15 protein-coding genes are annotated in these 17,133 nt (G+C 71.9%); 8 read left to right on the top strand and 7 right to left on the bottom strand.

All coding sequences use genetic code 11. The features are described from left to right. Positions 1 to 142: 142 nt before the first annotated feature. The 4 genes from J2S43_RS27085 to J2S43_RS27070 form a co-directional block, all read right to left on the bottom strand. Positions 143 to 2,209: a 3-hydroxyacyl-CoA dehydrogenase NAD-binding domain-containing protein gene (locus J2S43_RS27085; protein WP_306833905.1), complete on the bottom strand. Its 2,067-nt coding sequence runs from the start codon at positions 2,207 to 2,209 to the stop codon at positions 143 to 145. Then, entirely contained in the window at positions 2,210 to 3,403 is a 1,194-nt protein-coding gene (locus tag J2S43_RS27080) for a thiolase family protein (RefSeq protein WP_306833904.1), read from the bottom strand. A 135-nt stretch (positions 3,404 to 3,538) separates the two neighbouring features. Continuing rightward, on the bottom strand, positions 3,539 to 4,858 hold the full coding sequence (locus J2S43_RS27075; protein WP_370881657.1) for an HRDC domain-containing protein: 1,320 nt from the start codon (positions 4,856 to 4,858) through the stop codon (positions 3,539 to 3,541). A 68-nt stretch (positions 4,859 to 4,926) separates the two neighbouring features. After that, positions 4,927 to 5,496: a DUF3000 domain-containing protein gene (locus J2S43_RS27070; RefSeq protein ID WP_306833899.1), complete on the bottom strand. Its 570-nt coding sequence runs from the start codon at positions 5,494 to 5,496 to the stop codon at positions 4,927 to 4,929. Between the two features lie 173 nt (positions 5,497 to 5,669). On the opposite strand from J2S43_RS27070, the gene hemE reads away from it, so the two are divergent. The 4 genes from hemE to hemQ all read left to right on the top strand — a co-directional run bounded on the left by hemE (position 5,670) and on the right by hemQ (position 10,218). Then, positions 5,670 to 6,746 (top strand): uroporphyrinogen decarboxylase, encoded by a 1,077-nt coding sequence (hemE, locus tag J2S43_RS27065; protein WP_306833897.1) that lies wholly within the window; start codon positions 5,670 to 5,672, stop codon positions 6,744 to 6,746. An 8-nt stretch (positions 6,747 to 6,754) separates the two neighbouring features. Beyond that, the gene (locus tag J2S43_RS27060; RefSeq protein ID WP_306833895.1) at positions 6,755 to 7,249 is read left to right on the top strand and encodes a flavin reductase family protein; all 495 of its coding nucleotides are present in this window, start codon (positions 6,755 to 6,757) and stop codon (positions 7,247 to 7,249) included. 498 nt (positions 7,250 to 7,747) lie between these two features. Beyond that, the gene (gene hemG, locus J2S43_RS27055; protein WP_306833892.1) at positions 7,748 to 9,520 is read left to right on the top strand and encodes a protoporphyrinogen oxidase; all 1,773 of its coding nucleotides are present in this window, start codon (positions 7,748 to 7,750) and stop codon (positions 9,518 to 9,520) included. Next, positions 9,517 to 10,218, top strand: coding sequence for a hydrogen peroxide-dependent heme synthase (hemQ, locus tag J2S43_RS27050; protein WP_306833890.1), 702 nt, complete (start codon positions 9,517 to 9,519; stop codon positions 10,216 to 10,218). Before hemG ends, hemQ begins: the two co-directional genes overlap by 4 nt. Before the next feature lie 63 nt (positions 10,219 to 10,281). Here the strand turns inward: hemQ and J2S43_RS27045 are convergent, their stop codons facing one another. Beyond that, the gene (locus J2S43_RS27045) at positions 10,282 to 11,295 is read right to left on the bottom strand and encodes a pectate lyase family protein (RefSeq protein ID WP_306833887.1); all 1,014 of its coding nucleotides are present in this window, start codon (positions 11,293 to 11,295) and stop codon (positions 10,282 to 10,284) included. A 428-nt stretch (positions 11,296 to 11,723) separates the two neighbouring features. Here J2S43_RS27045 and J2S43_RS27040 point away from each other — a divergent pair, with 428 nt between their 5' ends. Next, a complete protein-coding gene (locus J2S43_RS27040) occupies positions 11,724 to 12,302 on the top strand; it encodes a hypothetical protein (protein WP_306833885.1) in 579 nt (192 codons plus the stop codon). 269 nt (positions 12,303 to 12,571) lie between these two features. On the opposite strand, the gene J2S43_RS27035 is transcribed toward J2S43_RS27040, so the two are convergent. Continuing rightward, complete coding sequence (locus tag J2S43_RS27035; RefSeq protein ID WP_306833883.1) at positions 12,572 to 13,525, bottom strand: FecCD family ABC transporter permease; 954 nt, start codon at positions 13,523 to 13,525, stop codon at positions 12,572 to 12,574. Between the two features lie 77 nt (positions 13,526 to 13,602). Beyond that, positions 13,603 to 14,592: a FecCD family ABC transporter permease gene (locus J2S43_RS27030; RefSeq protein ID WP_306833881.1), complete on the bottom strand. Its 990-nt coding sequence runs from the start codon at positions 14,590 to 14,592 to the stop codon at positions 13,603 to 13,605. A 65-nt stretch (positions 14,593 to 14,657) separates the two neighbouring features. Here J2S43_RS27030 and J2S43_RS27025 point away from each other — a divergent pair, with 65 nt between their 5' ends. From J2S43_RS27025 to fgd, 3 genes are all read left to right on the top strand, one after another. Further along, positions 14,658 to 15,701 carry an ABC transporter substrate-binding protein gene (locus J2S43_RS27025; RefSeq protein ID WP_306833879.1) on the top strand — a complete coding sequence of 348 codons (1,044 nt, stop codon included), beginning with the start codon at positions 14,658 to 14,660 and terminating at the stop codon, positions 15,699 to 15,701. A 62-nt stretch (positions 15,702 to 15,763) separates the two neighbouring features. After that, the gene (locus J2S43_RS27020; protein ID WP_306833877.1) at positions 15,764 to 16,042 is read left to right on the top strand and encodes an isoamylase early set domain-containing protein; all 279 of its coding nucleotides are present in this window, start codon (positions 15,764 to 15,766) and stop codon (positions 16,040 to 16,042) included. A gap of 75 nt (positions 16,043 to 16,117) precedes the next feature. Then, positions 16,118 to 17,119, top strand: coding sequence for a glucose-6-phosphate dehydrogenase (coenzyme-F420) (gene fgd, locus J2S43_RS27015; RefSeq protein WP_306833875.1), 1,002 nt, complete (start codon positions 16,118 to 16,120; stop codon positions 17,117 to 17,119). Positions 17,120 to 17,133: the final 14 nt, after the last annotated feature.

Raw genomic sequence — 17,133 nt, 5'->3', positions numbered from 1 at the left:
CCACGTCGTTCGGCGTGTCGCTCTTGACGAAGCCGGAAGAAGTCACCCGCTGTTCCATCGTGGAGGCTTGCGCGGGCGGCCGGACGACGACCGCCCGCCTCCTCGCCGACGGCGTGGAAACGGGCGGCCGGGAAACCGTGCGTCAGGCGAGCGAGGCCGTGCCCTTCGGCAGGAACCGCCGGCCGGTGACCGATTCGGACGTGCCGGTCCGGTCCAGGTACGGAGTGATGCCGCCGAGGTGGAACGGCCAGCCCGCGCCGAGGATCATGCACAGGTCGACGTCCTGCGCCTCCGCGACCACACCGTCGTCGAGCAGCGTGCGGATCTCCTGAGCGAGGCCGTCGAGGACCTTCTGGCGCACCTGGTCGGCGGAGAGCGGCGCGTCACCCACGGTCAGCAGCGCGGTGACCTCCGGGTTGATCTCGTCGTCCACCAGCAGTGGAAGCCGGGCGTCGGCCAGCGCCTTCAGGTTCGCGCTGAGCGGGAACCGGTCCGGGAACGCCGCGTGCAGCGTCTCCGTCACGTGGTAGGCGATGGCGGGCCCGACCAGCTGCAGGAGCGCCAGCGGCCGCATCGGCAGGCCGAGCGGGTCGATCGCGGAGTCCGCGACCGCGAGCGGCGTGCCCGCGTCGATCGCCGACTGGATCTCCGACAGGAAGCGGACCAGCACCCGGTTGGCGACGAACGCGGGCGCGTCCTTGACCAGCACGCAGCTCTTCCGCAGCTGCTTGCCGACCGCGAACGCGGTGGCGAGCGCCGCGTCCGAGGTCTGCTCGCCCCGGATGATCTCCAGCAGTGGCAGCACCGCGACCGGGTTGAAGAAGTGGAAGCCGACCACACGCTCCGGGTGCTCCAGGTCGGCGGCCATCTCGGTGACGGACAGCGAGGACGTGTTCGTCGCCAGCACCGCGTCCGGGGAGACGATCTTCTCCAGCTCTGCCCAGACCTGCTTCTTGACGGACAGCTCCTCGAAGACCGCCTCGATGACGAAGTCGGCGTCCGCGAAGACCGACCGGTCGACCGAGCCGGTGACCAGCGCGCGCACCTTGGCCGCGGTGCCGGCGTCCATCCGGCCCTTGCCGACCGCCTTGTCGATCTCGGCGTGGACGTAGGCGACGCCCTTTTCGACGCGATCGGAGTCGAGGTCGGTCATCACGACCGGCACCTGCAGCCGGCGTGCGAACAGCAGCGCCAGCTGGGACGCCATCAGGCCGGCGCCGACCACGCCCACCTTGGTGACGTCCTTCGCGTGCACCGGCGACGGCGCACCGACCGGCTTCTTCGCGCGGCGCTGCACCAGGTCGAAGGCGTAGAGGCCGCTGCGCAGCTCGTCGCTGAAGATCAGGTCGGCGAGCGCCTGGTCCTCCAGCGCGGTGCCCTCCGCGAACGAGGCACCCTTCGCCACGCCGATCAGCTCCAGCGCGCGGTTCGCGGACGGGACCGCGCCGTGCAGGCGCTTGTCCAGCATCGCCTTCGCGAAGTAGAGCACGCCGTCCCACGAGTCACGGTCGACCTCGGGACGCTCGACCGTGATCGAGCCGCCGACCACGCCGGCGGCCCAGGCCAGCGATCGTTCCAGGAAGTCGGCCGGCTCCAGCAGCAGGTCCGCGATGCCCATCTCGGCGGCCTGCTTCGGCTTGAGCATGCGGTTCTGCGTCAGCGGATTCTGGATGATCACCGTGGCCGCGTTCGCCGGGCCGATCAGGTTCGGCAGCAGTTGCGTGCCGCCCCACCCCGGGACCAGGCCGAGCGAGACCTCGGGCAGCGCGAGCGCGGCCGCGCCGGACGAGAGCGTCCGGTAGTGGCAGTGCAGCGCCAGCTCCAGGCCACCGCCCATCGCCGCACCGTTGATGAACGCGAACGTCGGGATCGTGCTGTCCCTGAGCCGCGCGAACACGCGGTGGCCGAGCCGGCCCAGCTCGAGCGCCTGCGCGTGGTTCTCCAGGAGCGGCACGCCGGTGAGGTCCGCACCGACGCAGAAGACGTACGGCTTGCCGGTGATGGCGATGAACGCCGGCTCCGCCGCGAGCGCCGCATCGATCGCCTCCGACAGCGACGCCAGGCCGCCCGGGCCGAACGTGTTGGGCTTCTTGTGGTCGAAGCCGTTGTCCAGCGTGATCAGCGCGACCTGCCGGTCCACGCCCGGCACCCGGATCAGCCGCAGCAGCGACTTCGTCACGACCTCGGTGGGAAAGGAGATGTCCGTCATTTACTTGTCACCCTCCCAGGCGGGGTTCTCCCAGATGACCGAGCCGCCCATGCCGATGCCGATGCACATGGCGGTGATGCCGTACCGCACCTGCGGGTTCTCGGCGAACTGGCGGGCCAGCTGGGTCATCAGCCGAACGCCGGAGGAGGCCAGCGGGTGGCCGACCGAGATCGCGCCGCCCCACGGGTTGACGCGCGGATCGTCGTCCGCGATGCCGAAGTGGTCGAGGAACGCCAGCACCTGCACGGCGAACGCCTCGTTCAGCTCGAACAGGCCGATGTCCTCGATGTCCAGGCCGGCCTTGCGCAGCGCCTTCTCCGTCGCCGGGATCGGGCCGACGCCCATCACCTCGGGCTCGACCCCGACGTAGGCGTAGGAGACCAGCCGCATCGCGACCGGCAGGCCCAGCTCACGGGCGACGTCCTCGGCCGCGATCAGGCCGGCGGTGGCGCCGTCGTTGAGGCCCGCCGCGTTGCCGGCGGTGACCTTGCCGTGCGGGCGGAACGGGGTCTTCAGCGTGGCCAGCTTCTCCAGGCTGGTCTCGCGCGGCGCCTCGTCGGTGCTGGCGAGGCCCCAGCCGGTCGCCGGGTCGCGCACGGCCATGGTGACCAGGTCGGGCTGCAGCTTGCCGTCCGCGTACGCCTTCGCGGTCTTCTCCTGCGACGCGAGTGCGAACGCGTCCGAGCGCTCCTTGGTGATCTTCGGCGCGCGGTCGTGCAGGTTCTCCGCGGTGGAGCCCATCACCAGGGCAGACGGGTCGACGAGCTTCTCCGCGAGGATCCGCGGGTTCGGGTCGACGCCCTCGCCCATCGGGTGCCGGCCCATGTGCTCCACGCCGCCGGCGATCGCCACGTCGTAGGCGCCCATGGCGATGCCGCCGGCCACGGACGTCACCGCGGTCATCGCGCCGGCGCACATCCGGTCGATGGAGAACCCGGGCGTGCTCTTCGGCAGGCCGGCCAGCAGCGCGGCCGTGCGCCCGATGGTCAGGCCCTGGTCGCCGATCTGCGTGGTGGCCGCGATCGCGACCTCCTCGACGCGGTCCGGCGGGAGCTGAGGATTGCGGGCCATCAGCTCCCGGATGCAGCGGATCACGAGGTCGTCGGCGCGGGTGTCGGCGTACATGCCACCCGCCTTGCCGAACGGAGTGCGGACACCGTCGACGAAGACGACGTCCCGGACTTGACGGGGCACAGCGGGCCTCCTCGCGAAATCTTTACCAGTGCGGCAATGCTACTCGCCGGTAACCAAGGGTCGCAGTCCGACGCCCCTATGGTCCAGCCCACACCTGGACGGCCGCATGATTTCGCGAGGAAGACCCTCCGCCTACTAATCCGCCGGCAGCGCCTCCGCCAAGCCGGTGGCCAGCAGGTTGACCTGCCAGTTGCGGGCGTTGTAGCCGCGCAGCGTGTCGCCGATCGTCGCGGCCGTGACCTCCTCCGGTGGCGTCCACGCCAGCCGGCGGATCGAGTCCGGGGAGATCAGGTTCTCCGGCGGCAGGTTGTGCGCGGCCGCGACCTGCAGCACCACCTCACGGCAGCGGGCCAGCCGAGCCGCGGCGGCCGGGTCCCGATCGGCCCAGCGGTGCGGTGGTGGCGGACCCTCTATCGGCGGCGAAACCGGCAGCTCTGCATCGGGCAGCGCACGGGCCTCGCGCAGCGCCTCCAGCCAGGTCTTGGCCAGCCGGCGCACCGAGCGCCCGCCGAACCCGGGCACGGTGAGCAGCGTGCGCTCGTCCTGCGGGTCAAGCTCGGCCGCCGCGACGATCGCGGCGTCCGGCAGCACCCGGCCCGGCGCGGAGTCCCGGCGGGAGGCGACGGCGTCCCGCGCGTACCACAGCGCCCGTACCCGGGCCTGGGCGCGCTGGCCGCGGATCCGGTGGATGCCGGAGGTGCGCCGCCACGGGTCGGTCCGCACCTTCGGCGGCTGCCCGCCGGAAGCGACCAGCGCGGCGAACTCCTCCGCCGCCCACTCCGCCTTGCCTTGGCGCTGCAGCTCCTCCGCGAGCACGTCGCGCAGATCGGTCAGCATCTCCACGTCGAGCGCGGCGTAGGTCAGCCACGACTCCGGCAGCGGCCGGTTGGACCAGTCCGCCGCCGAGTGGTGCTTCTCCAGCGAGTAGCCGAGCAGCGACTCGGTGAGCGCGGCCAGGCCGACCCGCTCGTACCCGCCCAGACGGGCCGCGAGCTCGGTGTCGAACAGCCGTCGTGGACGCAGGCCGATCTCGGCCAGGCAGGGGAGGTCCTGGTTGGCGGCGTGCAACACCCACTCGGCGTCGGCGATGGCCGCGTCGAGGGCACGCAGGTCGCCGAGCGGCAGCGGGTCGATCAGCACGGTTCCCGCGCCGGCCCGGCGCAGCTGTACCAGGTACGCCCGCTGGCTGTAGCGGTATCCGGAGGCGCGCTCCGCGTCGACCGCCACGGGCCCGGTGCCGGCGGCGAACCGGGCGACGGCGTCGTCCAGCTCCTTGCCGCTCTCCACGGGCTTCGGCGTGCCGTCTCGGGGCACGAGCAAAGGGACCGCCCCGCCGGGGGAGGGGTCGGGCCTCACGTCTGACTCCGCCGCCGGGCGGTCGTCGGCTGGGTTGTGCGGTCCGTCCCCTGCCTCGCGTTGCGTGTCCCGACGGTGCAGGGGTGATTCGTCGGTCACTGTGTAACCCTACGGGTTGCCGGACGTTAACCCGTCGCTGCGCCTGCGTCGGCGCGTCGGAACGCGCATCAGCGGCCGAACGGGGAGATCGCGGTCACGCCCGGCGGCGGCAGCCCGGCCGTGGAGGACAGCAGTGCGCACCAGCCCAGGAGATGGACGGTGAGCGCGTGTTCGGTGTCGTCGAGCGGGGTCCAGGACGCCCGCAGCTCGATGTCGGCCGTGGCAGGCGGCCCGGCCAGGTCGCCGAACCGGGTGGACGAGGTCTGCGTGACCGTGCCGGCCAGCGCGGTGTGCGTGGCGCCCTGGGTCTCCAGCGCGTCCGTCAGCCAGGTCCAGGCAACGGCCGGCAGCAGCGGGTCCGCGGCCAGCTCCGGTTCGAGCTCCGCGGTGACGTAGCTGACCAGCCGCAACCGGCCCTGCCATGCCTCGTGACCGGCCGGGTCGTACAGCAGGACCAGACGGCCGGTCGCCACCTCGTCGCCGTCGCGCAGCACCGTGGCGCTCAACGCGAACGCGTAAGGAGCCAACCGCTGCGGGGCGGTGACCTCCTCCAGCAGGATCTCCGGGCGGGGGGTGGCGGCGCGCAGGCCGGCTACGGCACGCGCGAACGTCTCCGGGAGAACGGTCGAGGGTGCCATGCCCGCAGCCTAAGCGCGGGCCTTACGCGTTCGGCACCCGGCGCGCCGGGGCCATCGGCGTCGATCGTGTCGCGGCCGTCCGTTGTGCGCGGTCACGACCGCGCCGAGCAGCCGCGGGCCGAACCGTGAGGTGTGGCGAGACCGGTCCCGGAAGGCGTGCGAGCATGGAGGGGATGACCACCACAGCATCGGGCGCCGCCCGCGCCTCCTCCCAGGTCCCGGCCACCGCAGACTCCGCGTTCGTGCGCGCCGCCCGTGGCGGTCCGGTGCCGCACACGCCCGTGTGGTTCATGCGCCAGGCGGGCCGGTCGCTCCCGGAGTACCGCAAGGTCCGCGAGGGCATCCCGATGCTGGAGTCCTGCCGCCGGCCCGAGCTGGTGGCGGAGATCACGCTGCAACCGGTCCGGCGGCACGGCGTGGATGCGGCCATCTTCTTCAGCGACATCGTGGTCCCGATCGCGGCCGCCGGCATCGATCTGGAGATCGTGGCGGGCACCGGCCCGGTGATCGCCGAGCCGATCCGCGCCGCGGCCGACCTGGACCGGCTGCGGCCGATCACGATCGACGACGTCTCGTTCGTGGACGAGGCGGTCCGGCTGCTCACCGCCGAGCTGGACACGACGCCGCTGATCGGCTTCGCGGGCGCTCCGTTCACGCTGGCCAGCTATCTGATCGAGGGCGGGCCGTCGCGCACCTACACCCGCACCAAGGCCATGATGTACGGCGCGCCCGACGTGTGGAACGCGCTGCTCGACCGGCTGGCGGACATCACGCTGGAGTTCCTCCGGGTGCAGATCGCGGCCGGCGTCTCCGCGGTGCAGCTCTTCGACTCGTGGGCGGGCGCGCTGTCCGAGGCCGACTACCGCCGGCACGTGTTGCCGCACTCACGGAAGGTGCTGTCCGGGCTGGCCGGCGCGGGCGTGCCCCGCATCCACTTCGGCGTCGGCACCGCGCTGCTGCTCGGCGCGATGGGCGAGGCCGGGGCGGACGTGGTCGGTGTGGACTGGCGCACCCCGCTGGACGCCGCCGTGACGCAGGTCGGCGCCGGCAAGGCCGTGCAGGGCAACCTCGATCCGGCTGTCCTCTTCGCACCGTGGCCGGTCGTCGAGGAACACGTGCGCCGCATCCTCGAGCAGGGCCGTGCCGCACCCGGGCACATCTTCAACCTCGGCCACGGCGTGCTGCCGGACACCGACCCGGACGTGCTCACCCGCGTCGTCGAACTGGTCCACGCGGCCTCCGCGCGATAGCGGCTGCCATGGTCGAGCTGCCGCGGGTCCCCGAGGACGAGCCGGCGCTGCGGGCCGCGTTCTCCCGCTTCCCCAGCGGCGTCGTCGCGGTCGCGGCGCTCGTCGACGGGGCGCCGGTCGGCATGTCCGCCAGCTCGTTCACGTCCGTCTCGCTCGACCCGCCGCTGGCCTCGGTGAACGCGCACGTGAAGTCCGTCACCTGGGCACGTCTCGCGCACCGCCCCCGGCTCGGCCTGAGCGTGCTCAGCGAGGACCAGGCGGACATCTGCCGCCGCCTCGCCACCCGAGGCCGCACCGACCGCTTCGCCGGCGTCCCCTGGGCGGCCACCGGCACCGGCGCGGTCTTCGTCGAGGGCGCCACCGCCTGGCTGGAGTGCGAGGTCACCCAGCGCGTCCCGGCCGGCGACCACGAGATCATCGTGCTCCGCCTGCACGCGGTCGCCACCTTCCCGGAACGCCCCCCGCTGATCTTCCACGCCAGCACGTTCCACCGCCTCGCCTGACGCTGAGCCGGCCTGGGGACGACCCCGGAGCCAGATTCCCCGCTTCCGCCGAGGCGCGGGTTGCTCGCGGGTGCGGAGGCAGACTGGGCAACGTCAAATACCGATTTTCCCGCTTTCGCCGGGGTGCAGCCCGCATGCTCCCGCGGGCCAACCGGGCGGTCCACTCAACTCCGCTAGCGCTCCGTTCGCTCCCCGCCGCGGAGCCGGTTCCGTTGTGCAAGACCGGCACGGCTCGGTTTGCTCGCCGGGCCGCCGGCCGCCTCCGTGCCGCCGGGGTTCGATCGAATCCGAGGTCGACGCCATGGTCACGGCGGCCGGTGCGGTCTGTTCGGTCACGGTGATTCGCGGTTGTCCACAGGCCTGGTGTGGGGTGGGGCGGGCCGGGCAAGGTGGACTCGTGGCCGGGCGCGACACCCGTGGCCGGGAGGGCGAAGGTCACGGGGGAGATGGGCCACCCGGCCCGGCGGGTGGGGGAGGAGAGGTGGCAGGGTGGTGAGCATGGGCAACGAGCGGGTCGCGGTGGTGGGAGGCGGCATCGCGGGGCTTGCGGCGGCGCTGCGGCTGCGGGAGCGGCTGGGGCCGGGCGCGACGATCACGATCTTCGAGCAGGGTGCCGCGCTCGGCGGGAAGCTGCGGACCGGAGAGCTGGCGGGCGGCGCGCAGGAGCTGGGGGCGGAGACGTTCCTGGCTGGTGACCCGGCCGGTGGCGAGTCGGCGGCGGTGTCGCTGGCCCGGCGGGTCGGCCTGGGCGACCGGCTGGTGCATCCGGGGACCACACAGGCCGCACTGGTGATCGGTGGCGCGCTGACCGACATCCCCACCGGGACGCTGATGGGCGTGCCGGAGGACGCGGCACGCGTCGCGTCGGTGGCCCGGGTCACCGAGGGCCGCGATCCGGATCAGGGCCGGCCGCTGCTGGGCGACGGCGAGGACGTGGCGATCGGTGCGCTGACCCGCCGCCGCTTCGGCGACGAGGTCGTGGACCGGCTGGTCGACCCACTGCTCGGCGGCGTCTACGCGGGCCGCGCCGACGAACTCTCCCTGGACATGACGGTGCCGGGACTGGCACGCGCGGCGCGCACCGAGCGGACTCTGTCCGCCGCCGTCAAGGCGGCCAAGGCCGCCTCGGCCCGAGCCCGAGCCGCCGGAGCCGCCCTCGCGCAGACCGGCCCGGAACGTGCCGGCTCCGCTTCCACCGGCTCCGCTTCCGCCGGCTCCTCGCGGACCGGCTCCGCGCGGGCTGGCGCGGCGCAGCCGGGCTCGGCGCGGACCGGCACCGCGCAGGCTAGTTCCGCGCAGGCCGGTGGCGTGCGGGCCGGTGGCGTCCAGGCCGGGACGGCGAATTCCGTTGGTGTGCAGGCTGGGCCGGCTTGGGCCGGTGGTGCGCAGGCTGGGATCGCGCGAGCCGGTGGCGCGCAGGCTGGAGACGCGCAGGCCGGCCTGGCGGAAGCTGGTGCGGCGCCGGGTGGGCGGGCTGGAGTGCCGCCGATCTTCGCCACGGTGGATGGCGGGTTGAGTCGGCTGGTGGTGGCGGTGGCGGACGCGGCGAAGGCGGAGGTGCGGCTGGGGCTGCCGGTGCGGGCGCTGGAGCGAGCCGGTGACGGGGGCTGGGTGCTGACCGTCGGGGCGGCGAACGCGAGTGACGCGGCCGAGCGGCACCGGGTGGACGCGGTCGTGCTGGCGGTGCCCGCGAGGGCTGCGGCGCGGCTGCTGAAGGGCGTGGACGCGAGCGTCTCGGGCGTGGTCGGCGGGCTCGACTACGCGAGCATCGCGCTGATCAACATGGCGTTGCCGGCGGCGGAGCTGCCGCACCTGTCGGGGCTGCTGATCCCGTCGGTCGAAGGGCTTCTGATCAAGGCGGCGACGTTCTTCGGCGTGAAGTGGCCGCACCTGCGGCGGGCGGACGGCGTGGTGCAGGTGCGGGCGTCGATCGGACGTCACGGCGAGGAGCACCTGCTGCAGCGGGACGACGCGGAGCTGGTGACGGCCGCGCACACCGAGCTGTCGCGGCTACTGGGTGGCCGGCTGCCCGCGCCGATCGACACGATCGTGCAGCGGTGGGGCGGGGCGTTGCCGCAGTACGCGCCGGGCCATCGGGCGCGGATCACATCGGCCCGGGAAACTCTGCGGGCCGGGCATCCGACCATTGTGCTGGCGGGCGCGAGCTACGACGGCGTGGGCATTCCGCTCTGCGTGCGGTCCGGCGAGAGCGCTGCCGACGAACTGGCGGACGTAGTTCAGAGAAGTGCTGTGAGCAGGGAGAGCGCATGACCGAGCAGACCAATGCAGGCCGGATCAAGGAGCTGAACGCCAGCATCCGGTACACGATGTGGTCGGTGTTCAGGGCCGAGACGGCGCTGCCGGCGCTGCGCGACGATCTGAGCGCGGAGGTGGACGCGCTCTTCGCGCAGCTGGAAGCGAAGGGCGTGGTGATCCGGGGCACGTACGACGTGTCCGGCCTGCGCGCGGACGCCGACCTGATGGTCTGGTGGCACGCGGAGTCGAGCGACGCGCTGCAGGAGGCTTACTCGTTGTTCCGCCGCACCGCGCTCGGCCGGCACCTGAGCCCGGTCTGGTCGCAGATGGCGCTGCACCGGCCGGCCGAGTTCAACCGCAGTCACATCCCGGCGTTTCTGGCCGGCGAGGAGGCCCGGCCGTACCTGTGCGTCTACCCGTTCGTGCGGTCCTACGAGTGGTACCTGTTGCCCGACGAGGAGCGGCGGGACCTGCTGCGCGAGCACGGCCAGATGGCCCGGGGCTACCCGGACGTGCGGGCCAACACGGTCGCGTCGTTCGCGCTGGGCGACTACGAGTGGATGCTGGCGTTCGAGGCCGACGAGCTGCACCGGATCGTGGACCTGATGCGTGACCTGCGCGCGTCCGGGGCCCGGCGGCACGTCCGCGAGGAGGTGCCGTTCTACACCGGCCGCCGCCGCTCGATCGCGGAGATCGCCGCATCGCTGCCGTGACCCGCGTGGGCACGTGAACAGGGGGTACGGGCGGGTAGCCCGTACCCCCTGGTGTGCCTGGTCCTAGATCTTGCCGGTGCCGGCCTGCGCGGTGACGATGGACTTCACCGAGCTGGGCGTGTCGCAGGTGTAGGAGTAGGGGATCGAGGCGACGCTGCCGCCGGTCTGACCGGCGCCCGAGTTGACCATGTGGTTGTTGCGCGCCACCAGCGAGCCCGCGTCGGAGGAGCCCTCACCCAGGTGGTAGGGGTCCTCGACGTTCTCGAAGTAGTTGCACTCGACGAGCACGCCGGCGTTCTCGGTGGACGCGACGCCGTAGTCGCCGATGTTGCTGTAGTAGTTGTTGAACACGTGCACCGGGTTGCCGAAGCGGACCCGCGGGTTGCGCTGGCCGGTGCCGTCGAACCAGTTGTGGTGGTAGGTCACCTTCAGCTTGCCCGTGTCCTCGGCCGAGTTGTCGTCACTGTGCCCGAGCAGCATGTTCTTGTCGTGGTCGTGGCTGTGCACGTAGGACACGGTGATGAAGTTGCTGGTCCGCTTGATGTCCAGCAGCCCGTCGTACCCGTTGGCCATGTCCAGGTGGTCGAGCCAGACGTTCGTCGAGTACTGCACGTTGATCGAGTCGTCGGACGCGTTCCGGAAGTTCAGGTTCTGGATGATCACGTTCGTGGCGTTGGCGATGTTCAGGCCGCCGCCGGTGATCGTCGCGCCGGACCCGACACCGCGGATCGTCTTGTTCGAGGCGACCTTCTGCATGCCGCTGATCGAGATCGTGCCGGACACGTTGATGACCGCGGCGCTGCTCGACTGCATCGCGCTGATCAGGGCGGACGAGGACGTGACGGTGACCGGCGAGGCGTTGCCGCCACCGGTGGTGCCACCGTTCTGCGTCGCCCAGCCGACCAGGGCTGGAGCCGCGAGGGTGCCCGTGCCGGTGTCGGCCGCGGGCATTTCCTCCGCGTTGGCGACCGCACCCATGCCGGCCGCGAGCACGACGGCCGTGAAGCCGGCGCCGATCGCGAGCGGAAGGGTGCGGCGCCGCGACGTGCGGTGCCGGGCCGGAGAGTTGTCCTGCATGTGCCGTTCCTCCTTCGGTGGGGAGCCCGGGGTGGACTTCCCTCGACGGGAGGCGGTGACCCTGGCGGCCGTGGGCGCGGCCGATCCGGGCGGTTCAGGTGCGAATGGGCCACCGCCTGGCGCGGCCGGGGCTTCTGCCTGACCCGGCACCGCGCCATGGGGCGATATTTCCGATCTCGGAGTCATGGGCCGATGGCCGGTTGCGTTAACCACTCCGAAACCTTCTGGCCCCACCGTAGGCAGGAGCAACGAAGGTGGTCAATGCGCTGGAATTGCAGATTTCTTGCGCCAAATCTGGGCAAGTGGAGCCGGCCGGTGCGCGATTGGTTCGTGATGCGCCCGGTTCGGTCCGGTTTCAGCCTAGCGCTCCGCGGCGGACAATTGCAGTTGATGCGCGTCGATATGTGCAGACGTGGCATGATCCGCCCATGCTCGATGGTCTCGACGACGTTCCCTGGCACCGGCTCGGTCACGCCTACGGAACCGCGTCCGACGTGCCGGGACAGCTCCGTGACCTGCTCTCCGGCGACGTGGCGACGCGCGGGGTCGCGCTCTGGCAACTCGGCGGCAACATCGTGCACCAGGGCAGCAGGTTCCAGGCCAGCGCGGCCGCGGTCCCGTTCCTGCTGGAGATCCTGGCGGGCCCGTCGCCGCTGACCACGACCGAGCGTGTCCGCCTGATCGAGCTGCTCGGCGAGCTGGCGATCGGGGACCCGTCGTTCTATCCGTCGCCCGCGTTCCCGCTCGACGAGATCCGCGCGGACGCCGCCGCGGGATCCGGGCTGATGGCCGCGTTCGAAGCCGGCCCGTACGACGGCGACGACTTCATGGAGTACCTGTCCGCGCTCGACGAGCCGGACCAGGAACGGCTCGGCGCGGTGCTGCTGCTGCGCGTCTACGAGGCGGTGCGCGCCGGGAAGCCGCTGCTGGAACGCCTGCGCGCCGAAGAGGGTGACGGCGCCGCGGCGCTGCGGGAAGCCGCAACCGAGACGCTGCACTGGCTGTAGCGCCGGGCGGGCCCTGACCGACCGCGAATCAGACAGCGAGGCCGCCCGCGGGACCCTCCTGCCGCCCCGGCCCTCACCCCTGAGCCGGAGCGAACACCGATCCTCAGCGGCCACGCCGGAAGCGGGAAGATCCTGAACGCCCTGCATCGCCCTGGCCGGGCCGTCGCGGTCGTTGCCGAACGCCCGTTCCACCCGGCCTCGACACCGATCGCGATGTCGAGGCCGCCATCGAGAACCGCCGTGGAGAACCGCCATGGAGACGTGCTGGATCAGGCGCGGCGGCTCCGGCGTTGCACGATCAGCAGGGCCACGAGGTAGACGCCGCCGACCACGCTGGTCACGATGCCGACCGGCAGCTGCACCGGGAGCGCGTGCTGGGCCGCGAAGTCGGACGCGACCGTGAGCAGCGCGCCCATCACGGCCGCGGGGAGCACGTTCGGGCCCGGGTGCCGGGTGAGCCGGCGGGCCAGGTGCGGCCCGGCCAGCGCCACGAACGGGATCGGACCGGCCATCGAGATGGCGGCCGCGACCAGGCCGATCGAGGCGAGCAGCGGTACCAGCCGGGTGGCGAGCACGCCGACGCCGAGCGCGGTGGCGGTGTCGTCGCCCAGCTCCAGCATGGACATCCGGCGGTTGAAGATCAGGATGACCGGCACGAGTACGGCGACCGCGACCGCGACCAGCGTCACATGCTCCCAGTTGCGTCCGGAGAGGTTGCCGACCTGCCAGGCGACCGCGCGCTGGGCGTCGCCGAGGATGGCCCGGGTCAGCATGTAGCCGTTGACGGCCATCAGCACGGTGGAGATGCCCACGCCGACCAGGACCAGGCGATATCCGTTCAGGCCGTGCCGGCCGACCAGCAGCAGGATGACCAGCGCGGTGGCGAACCCGCCCACGGCCGCGCCGATCGACGTGCCGACCGTGCCGCTCGCGGTGAGCAGGATCGCCGCGATGCCGCCGGTGGCCGCGCCCATCGAGAAGCCGATCATGTCGGGGCTGCCGAGCGCGTTGCGGCTGAGGCTCTGCATGACCGCGCCGGCCACGCCCAGCCCGGCCCCGGCCAGGATGCCGACCAGCAGACGCGGCAGCCGCAGCGTGTTGACCACGAACTCGGCGGCCGGCGGCGCGTCGCCGACGATCGCGGTCACCACGTCGCCGATCGGCACCGCGAAGTCGCCGGTGGTCAGCGTGAACGCGGACGCGACCAGGAGTATCACCGCCATGCCGGCGGTGATCGAGAGGGACCGTAGCGGCAGGACCGGGAAGGCGGTTCGGACTCGCTCGGGAGCCGGGAGCCGGGTCACAGGTGCACCACCCGGCGCGCGCGGACGATGGCGATGAACACGATCCCCCCGATGACGTCCATGACGATCCCGACCTGCAGTTCGGACGGCCGGGCCAGCACGCGGCCGAGCACGTCCGCACTGAGCAGCACCACCGGCGCCAGCAGCATGCTGAACGGCAGCACCCACCGCTGATCCGGCCCGGTGAACGACCGGACCACGTGCGGCACCATCAGCCCGATGAACGCGAGCGGCCCGCACGCGGCCGTGGCGGCCCCGCACAGCACGGTGACCGCGATCAGCACCAGGATCCGGGTGGTGGCGACGCCGGCGCCGAGCGCGCGGGCGGTGTCGTCGCCGAGCGCGAGCGCGTTCAGGCTGCGCGCCAGGACCAGGCTGAGCAGGATGCCCCCGACGAAGAACGGCGCCAGGCTCCACAGTGTGGCGGTCTCCCGGTTGGCCAGCGAGCCGACCACCCAGAACCGCATCTGGTCGAGCGCGCCCCGGTCCGCGAGCTGCAGCGCTTGCACCACGCCGGCCAGCGCGAACTGGACCGCGATGCCGGCCAGCGCGAGCCGGGCCGGGTTGGTGCCGGCCCGCCCGGCGCTGGCGCCGTAGACCACCAGCATGGCGAGCACCGACCCGAGGAACGCGAACCAGACGTACCCGGCCGGCGCGGTGATGCCGAAGATCGTGATGGCCAGGACCACGCCGGCCGCGGCACCGAGGTTGATGCCGAAGATGCCGGGGTCGGCGAGCGGATTGCGGGTGAGTGACTGCATGAGCGCGCCGGACAGGCCGAGCGCCGCGCCCGCGACCAGACCGAGGACGGTACGCGGGATGCGCCCCTCCCGGACGGTCAGCACGTCGTCCGGACTTCCGTCACCGGCGAGCGCGCCGAGCACGTCGCCGAGTGGGATGACGCGGCTGCCGACCGCGATGCTCAACGCCACCGCTACCAGCAACAACGTGACGACGAGCAGGAGGCCGGCAAGACGTTTTCGCACCGATGACTCCCTGGAGATGAACCCTGACTTTCTCGCTTACTGAGGGAAGGCTAGCCTTACCTCCCATGCGACACGTCCTTGGTGCCCGTACTTCCCGCCGAAGCCTCCTGACCGGAGCGCTCGGCCTCGGCGCGACAGCCGCGCTCGCCGCCTGTGGCGGTTCCGATGACGCCACCCCGTCCGCGTCCGGCAGTGCCGCCGCCGCGGGCCCGTTCACCTACACCGACGGCCGCGGCAAGCAGATCTCGCTGCCGAAGGTGCCGACGAAGATCGTCGCCCAGGTCGGCGCGGCCGCCGCGCTGTGGGACTTCGGCATCCGGCCGATCGGAATCTTCGGCCCGTCCACGAAGGCGGACGGCACCAAGGACCCGCAGGCCGGCAGCGTCGACCTCGCGTCCGTGACCTCCGTGGGCAACGTCTACGGCGAGTTCAACGTGGAGAAGTACCTGTCGCTCGCGCCGGAGCTGCTGGTCACCTGCATGTACGACCCGAAGCTGCTCTGGTACGTGCCGGAGGAGACCGAGCCGCAGATCGAGCAGATCGCGCCCACGCTCGGCATCCAGCTGTCCGAGGTCGCGCTGCCCAAGGCGATCGGCTACTACGAGGAGCTGGCCGGCAAGCTCGGCGCGAACATCAACACGCCGGAGATCACCGCCGCGAAGGCCGCGTTCGACACCGCGAACGCGGCCCTCAAGACCGCCGCTGCCGCCGCCACCGCGGCCGGCCTGCGCGTCGCCGCGTTCTCCGGGAGCAAGGACACGCTCTACATGTCCATCCCGAAGTACAGCCCGGACCTGTCGCACTACCTGGCGCAGGGCGTGCCGCTGACCGTGCCGGCCAAGCCGGACAGCGCGGGCGCCTGGTGGGAGTCTCTGAGCTGGGAGAACGCGGCGAAGTACCCGGTTGACGTGATCCTTTACGATGCCCGGACGCAGGCGCTGCCGAGCGCCGAGCTGGTCAAGACCCAGCCGGCCTGGGCCCAGCTGCCGGCGGTCAAGGCCGGCCAGATCATCGAGTGGTACTCCGAGGCGCAGTACAGCTACCAGGGCTACACGCCCGCGCTGACGAACCTGGCCGCCAAGCTTCCGACGTTCAAGAAGGTCGCCTGATTTCGTACCCCCGTCTGGCTCGTTGATCTTTTCAAAGCACCGAGTCGGGCGGGGGGCCACGCGTGATCAAGCGGAGCAGGTTGTTCGGCGGCAAGACCAGGGTCACGTTCTGCCTGCCCGAGGGAGACCCGGGCGGTACGGTCAGCGTGGTCGGCTGCTTCAACGGCTGGGAACCGGGCCGGCACGAGCTGGTGTCGCGGCGCAACGGCGTCCGCACCGTGAGTCTCCCGCTCGGCCCCGGCCGCTACCACTTCCGTTACCTCGCGACCGGCGGGGTCTGGCTCGACGACGAGGGCGCGGACGCGGTCATCGACGGACTGGGCTGCCGGCTGGATCTGTGACGTTCGCTCCGCCCATCCCTGGGAAACCGGAACGTGGGGCAAGATCGAGGCTGACGGCCCGACAAGGAGAGCGCGATGGTGCGGTTCGGATACAAGGCGTCCGCCGAGCAGTTCAGCCCGGTGGAACTGCTCGACTTCACGGTCCAGGCGGAGGAGTCCGGTTTCGACTCCGTCTTCATCAGCGATCACCTGCAGCCGTGGCGGCACACGCACGGCCACGCGCCGGCCGCGCTGCCCTGGCTGGGCGCCGCGCTCGCCCGCACCAGCCGCGTCGCGATCGGCACCAGCGTGCTGACCCCGACGTTCCGGTACCACCCCGCGATGGTCGCGCAGGCGTTCGCCACGCTCGGACTGATCGCGCCGGGCCGGGTCATCCTGGGCGTGGGCAGCGGCGAGTCGCTCAACGAGGTGCCGCTCGGCACGGTCTGGCCGGAGCCGAAGGAGCGCTTCGCCCGGCTCAAGGAGGCGGTCACGCTGATCAAGCAGCTGTGGGCCGAGGACCGGGTCGACTTCGAGGGCACGTACTACCGGACCGAGAAGGCCACCGTCTACGACAAGCCGGAGACGCCGGTCCCGCTCTACATCGGCGCGTCCGGCCCGGCCGCCACCCGGATGGCCGGCCGCGTCGCCGACGGCTTCATCACCACCAGTGGCAAGGGCCACGACCTCTACACGGGTACGCTGCTGCCCGCGCTGACCGAGGGCGCGGGCAAGGCCGGCCGTACCCTCGACGACCTGGATCTGATGATCGAGGTGAAGGTGTCGTTCGATCACGACGCCGAGCGCGCGCTCAACGACACGCACCACTGGGCCGCGCTCGCGCTCTCGCCCGACGAGAAGACCGGCGTCGAGGACCCGATCGAGATGGAACGCCTGGCCGACGCGCTGCCGGTCGAGCGCTCCGCGAAGCGCTTCATCGTCTCCACGGACCCGGACGAGCACGTCGCGAAGATCCAGGAATACATCGACATGGGCTTCAAGCACCTGGTCTTCCACGGCCCCGGTCCCGACCAGTCCCGCTTCATCGACGCCTACGGCAAGGAGATCCTCCCTCGCCTGCGGACCGCGAACTCCTAGAACCGCGAGGTACC

Source organism: Catenuloplanes nepalensis (assembly GCF_030811575.1).
GTDB classification, from domain to species: Bacteria; Actinomycetota; Actinomycetes; order Mycobacteriales; family Micromonosporaceae; genus Catenuloplanes; species Catenuloplanes nepalensis.
This window is presented reverse-complemented; position numbering and strand designations above follow the sequence as displayed.

Bases quoted from the DNA above. Each gene is read 5' to 3' on its own strand.
- J2S43_RS27085 (WP_306833905.1), bottom strand. From the start codon at position 2,209: ATGACGGACATCTCCTTTCCCACCGAGGTCGTGACGAAGTCGCTGCTG.
- J2S43_RS27070 (WP_306833899.1), bottom strand. From the start codon at position 5,496: ATGGCACCCTCGACCGTTCTCCCGGAGACGTTCGCGCGTGCCGTAGCC.
- hemE (WP_306833897.1), top strand. From the start codon at position 5,670: ATGACCACCACAGCATCGGGCGCCGCCCGCGCCTCCTCCCAGGTCCCG.
- J2S43_RS27060 (WP_306833895.1), top strand. From the start codon at position 6,755: ATGGTCGAGCTGCCGCGGGTCCCCGAGGACGAGCCGGCGCTGCGGGCC.
- hemG (WP_306833892.1), top strand. From the start codon at position 7,748: ATGGGCAACGAGCGGGTCGCGGTGGTGGGAGGCGGCATCGCGGGGCTT.
- hemQ (WP_306833890.1), top strand. From the start codon at position 9,517: ATGACCGAGCAGACCAATGCAGGCCGGATCAAGGAGCTGAACGCCAGC.
- J2S43_RS27045 (WP_306833887.1), bottom strand. From the start codon at position 11,295: ATGCAGGACAACTCTCCGGCCCGGCACCGCACGTCGCGGCGCCGCACC.
- J2S43_RS27040 (WP_306833885.1), top strand. From the start codon at position 11,724: ATGCTCGATGGTCTCGACGACGTTCCCTGGCACCGGCTCGGTCACGCC.
- J2S43_RS27035 (WP_306833883.1), bottom strand. From the start codon at position 13,525: ATGGCGGTGATACTCCTGGTCGCGTCCGCGTTCACGCTGACCACCGGC.
- J2S43_RS27025 (WP_306833879.1), top strand. From the start codon at position 14,658: ATGCGACACGTCCTTGGTGCCCGTACTTCCCGCCGAAGCCTCCTGACC.
- fgd (WP_306833875.1), top strand. From the start codon at position 16,118: ATGGTGCGGTTCGGATACAAGGCGTCCGCCGAGCAGTTCAGCCCGGTG.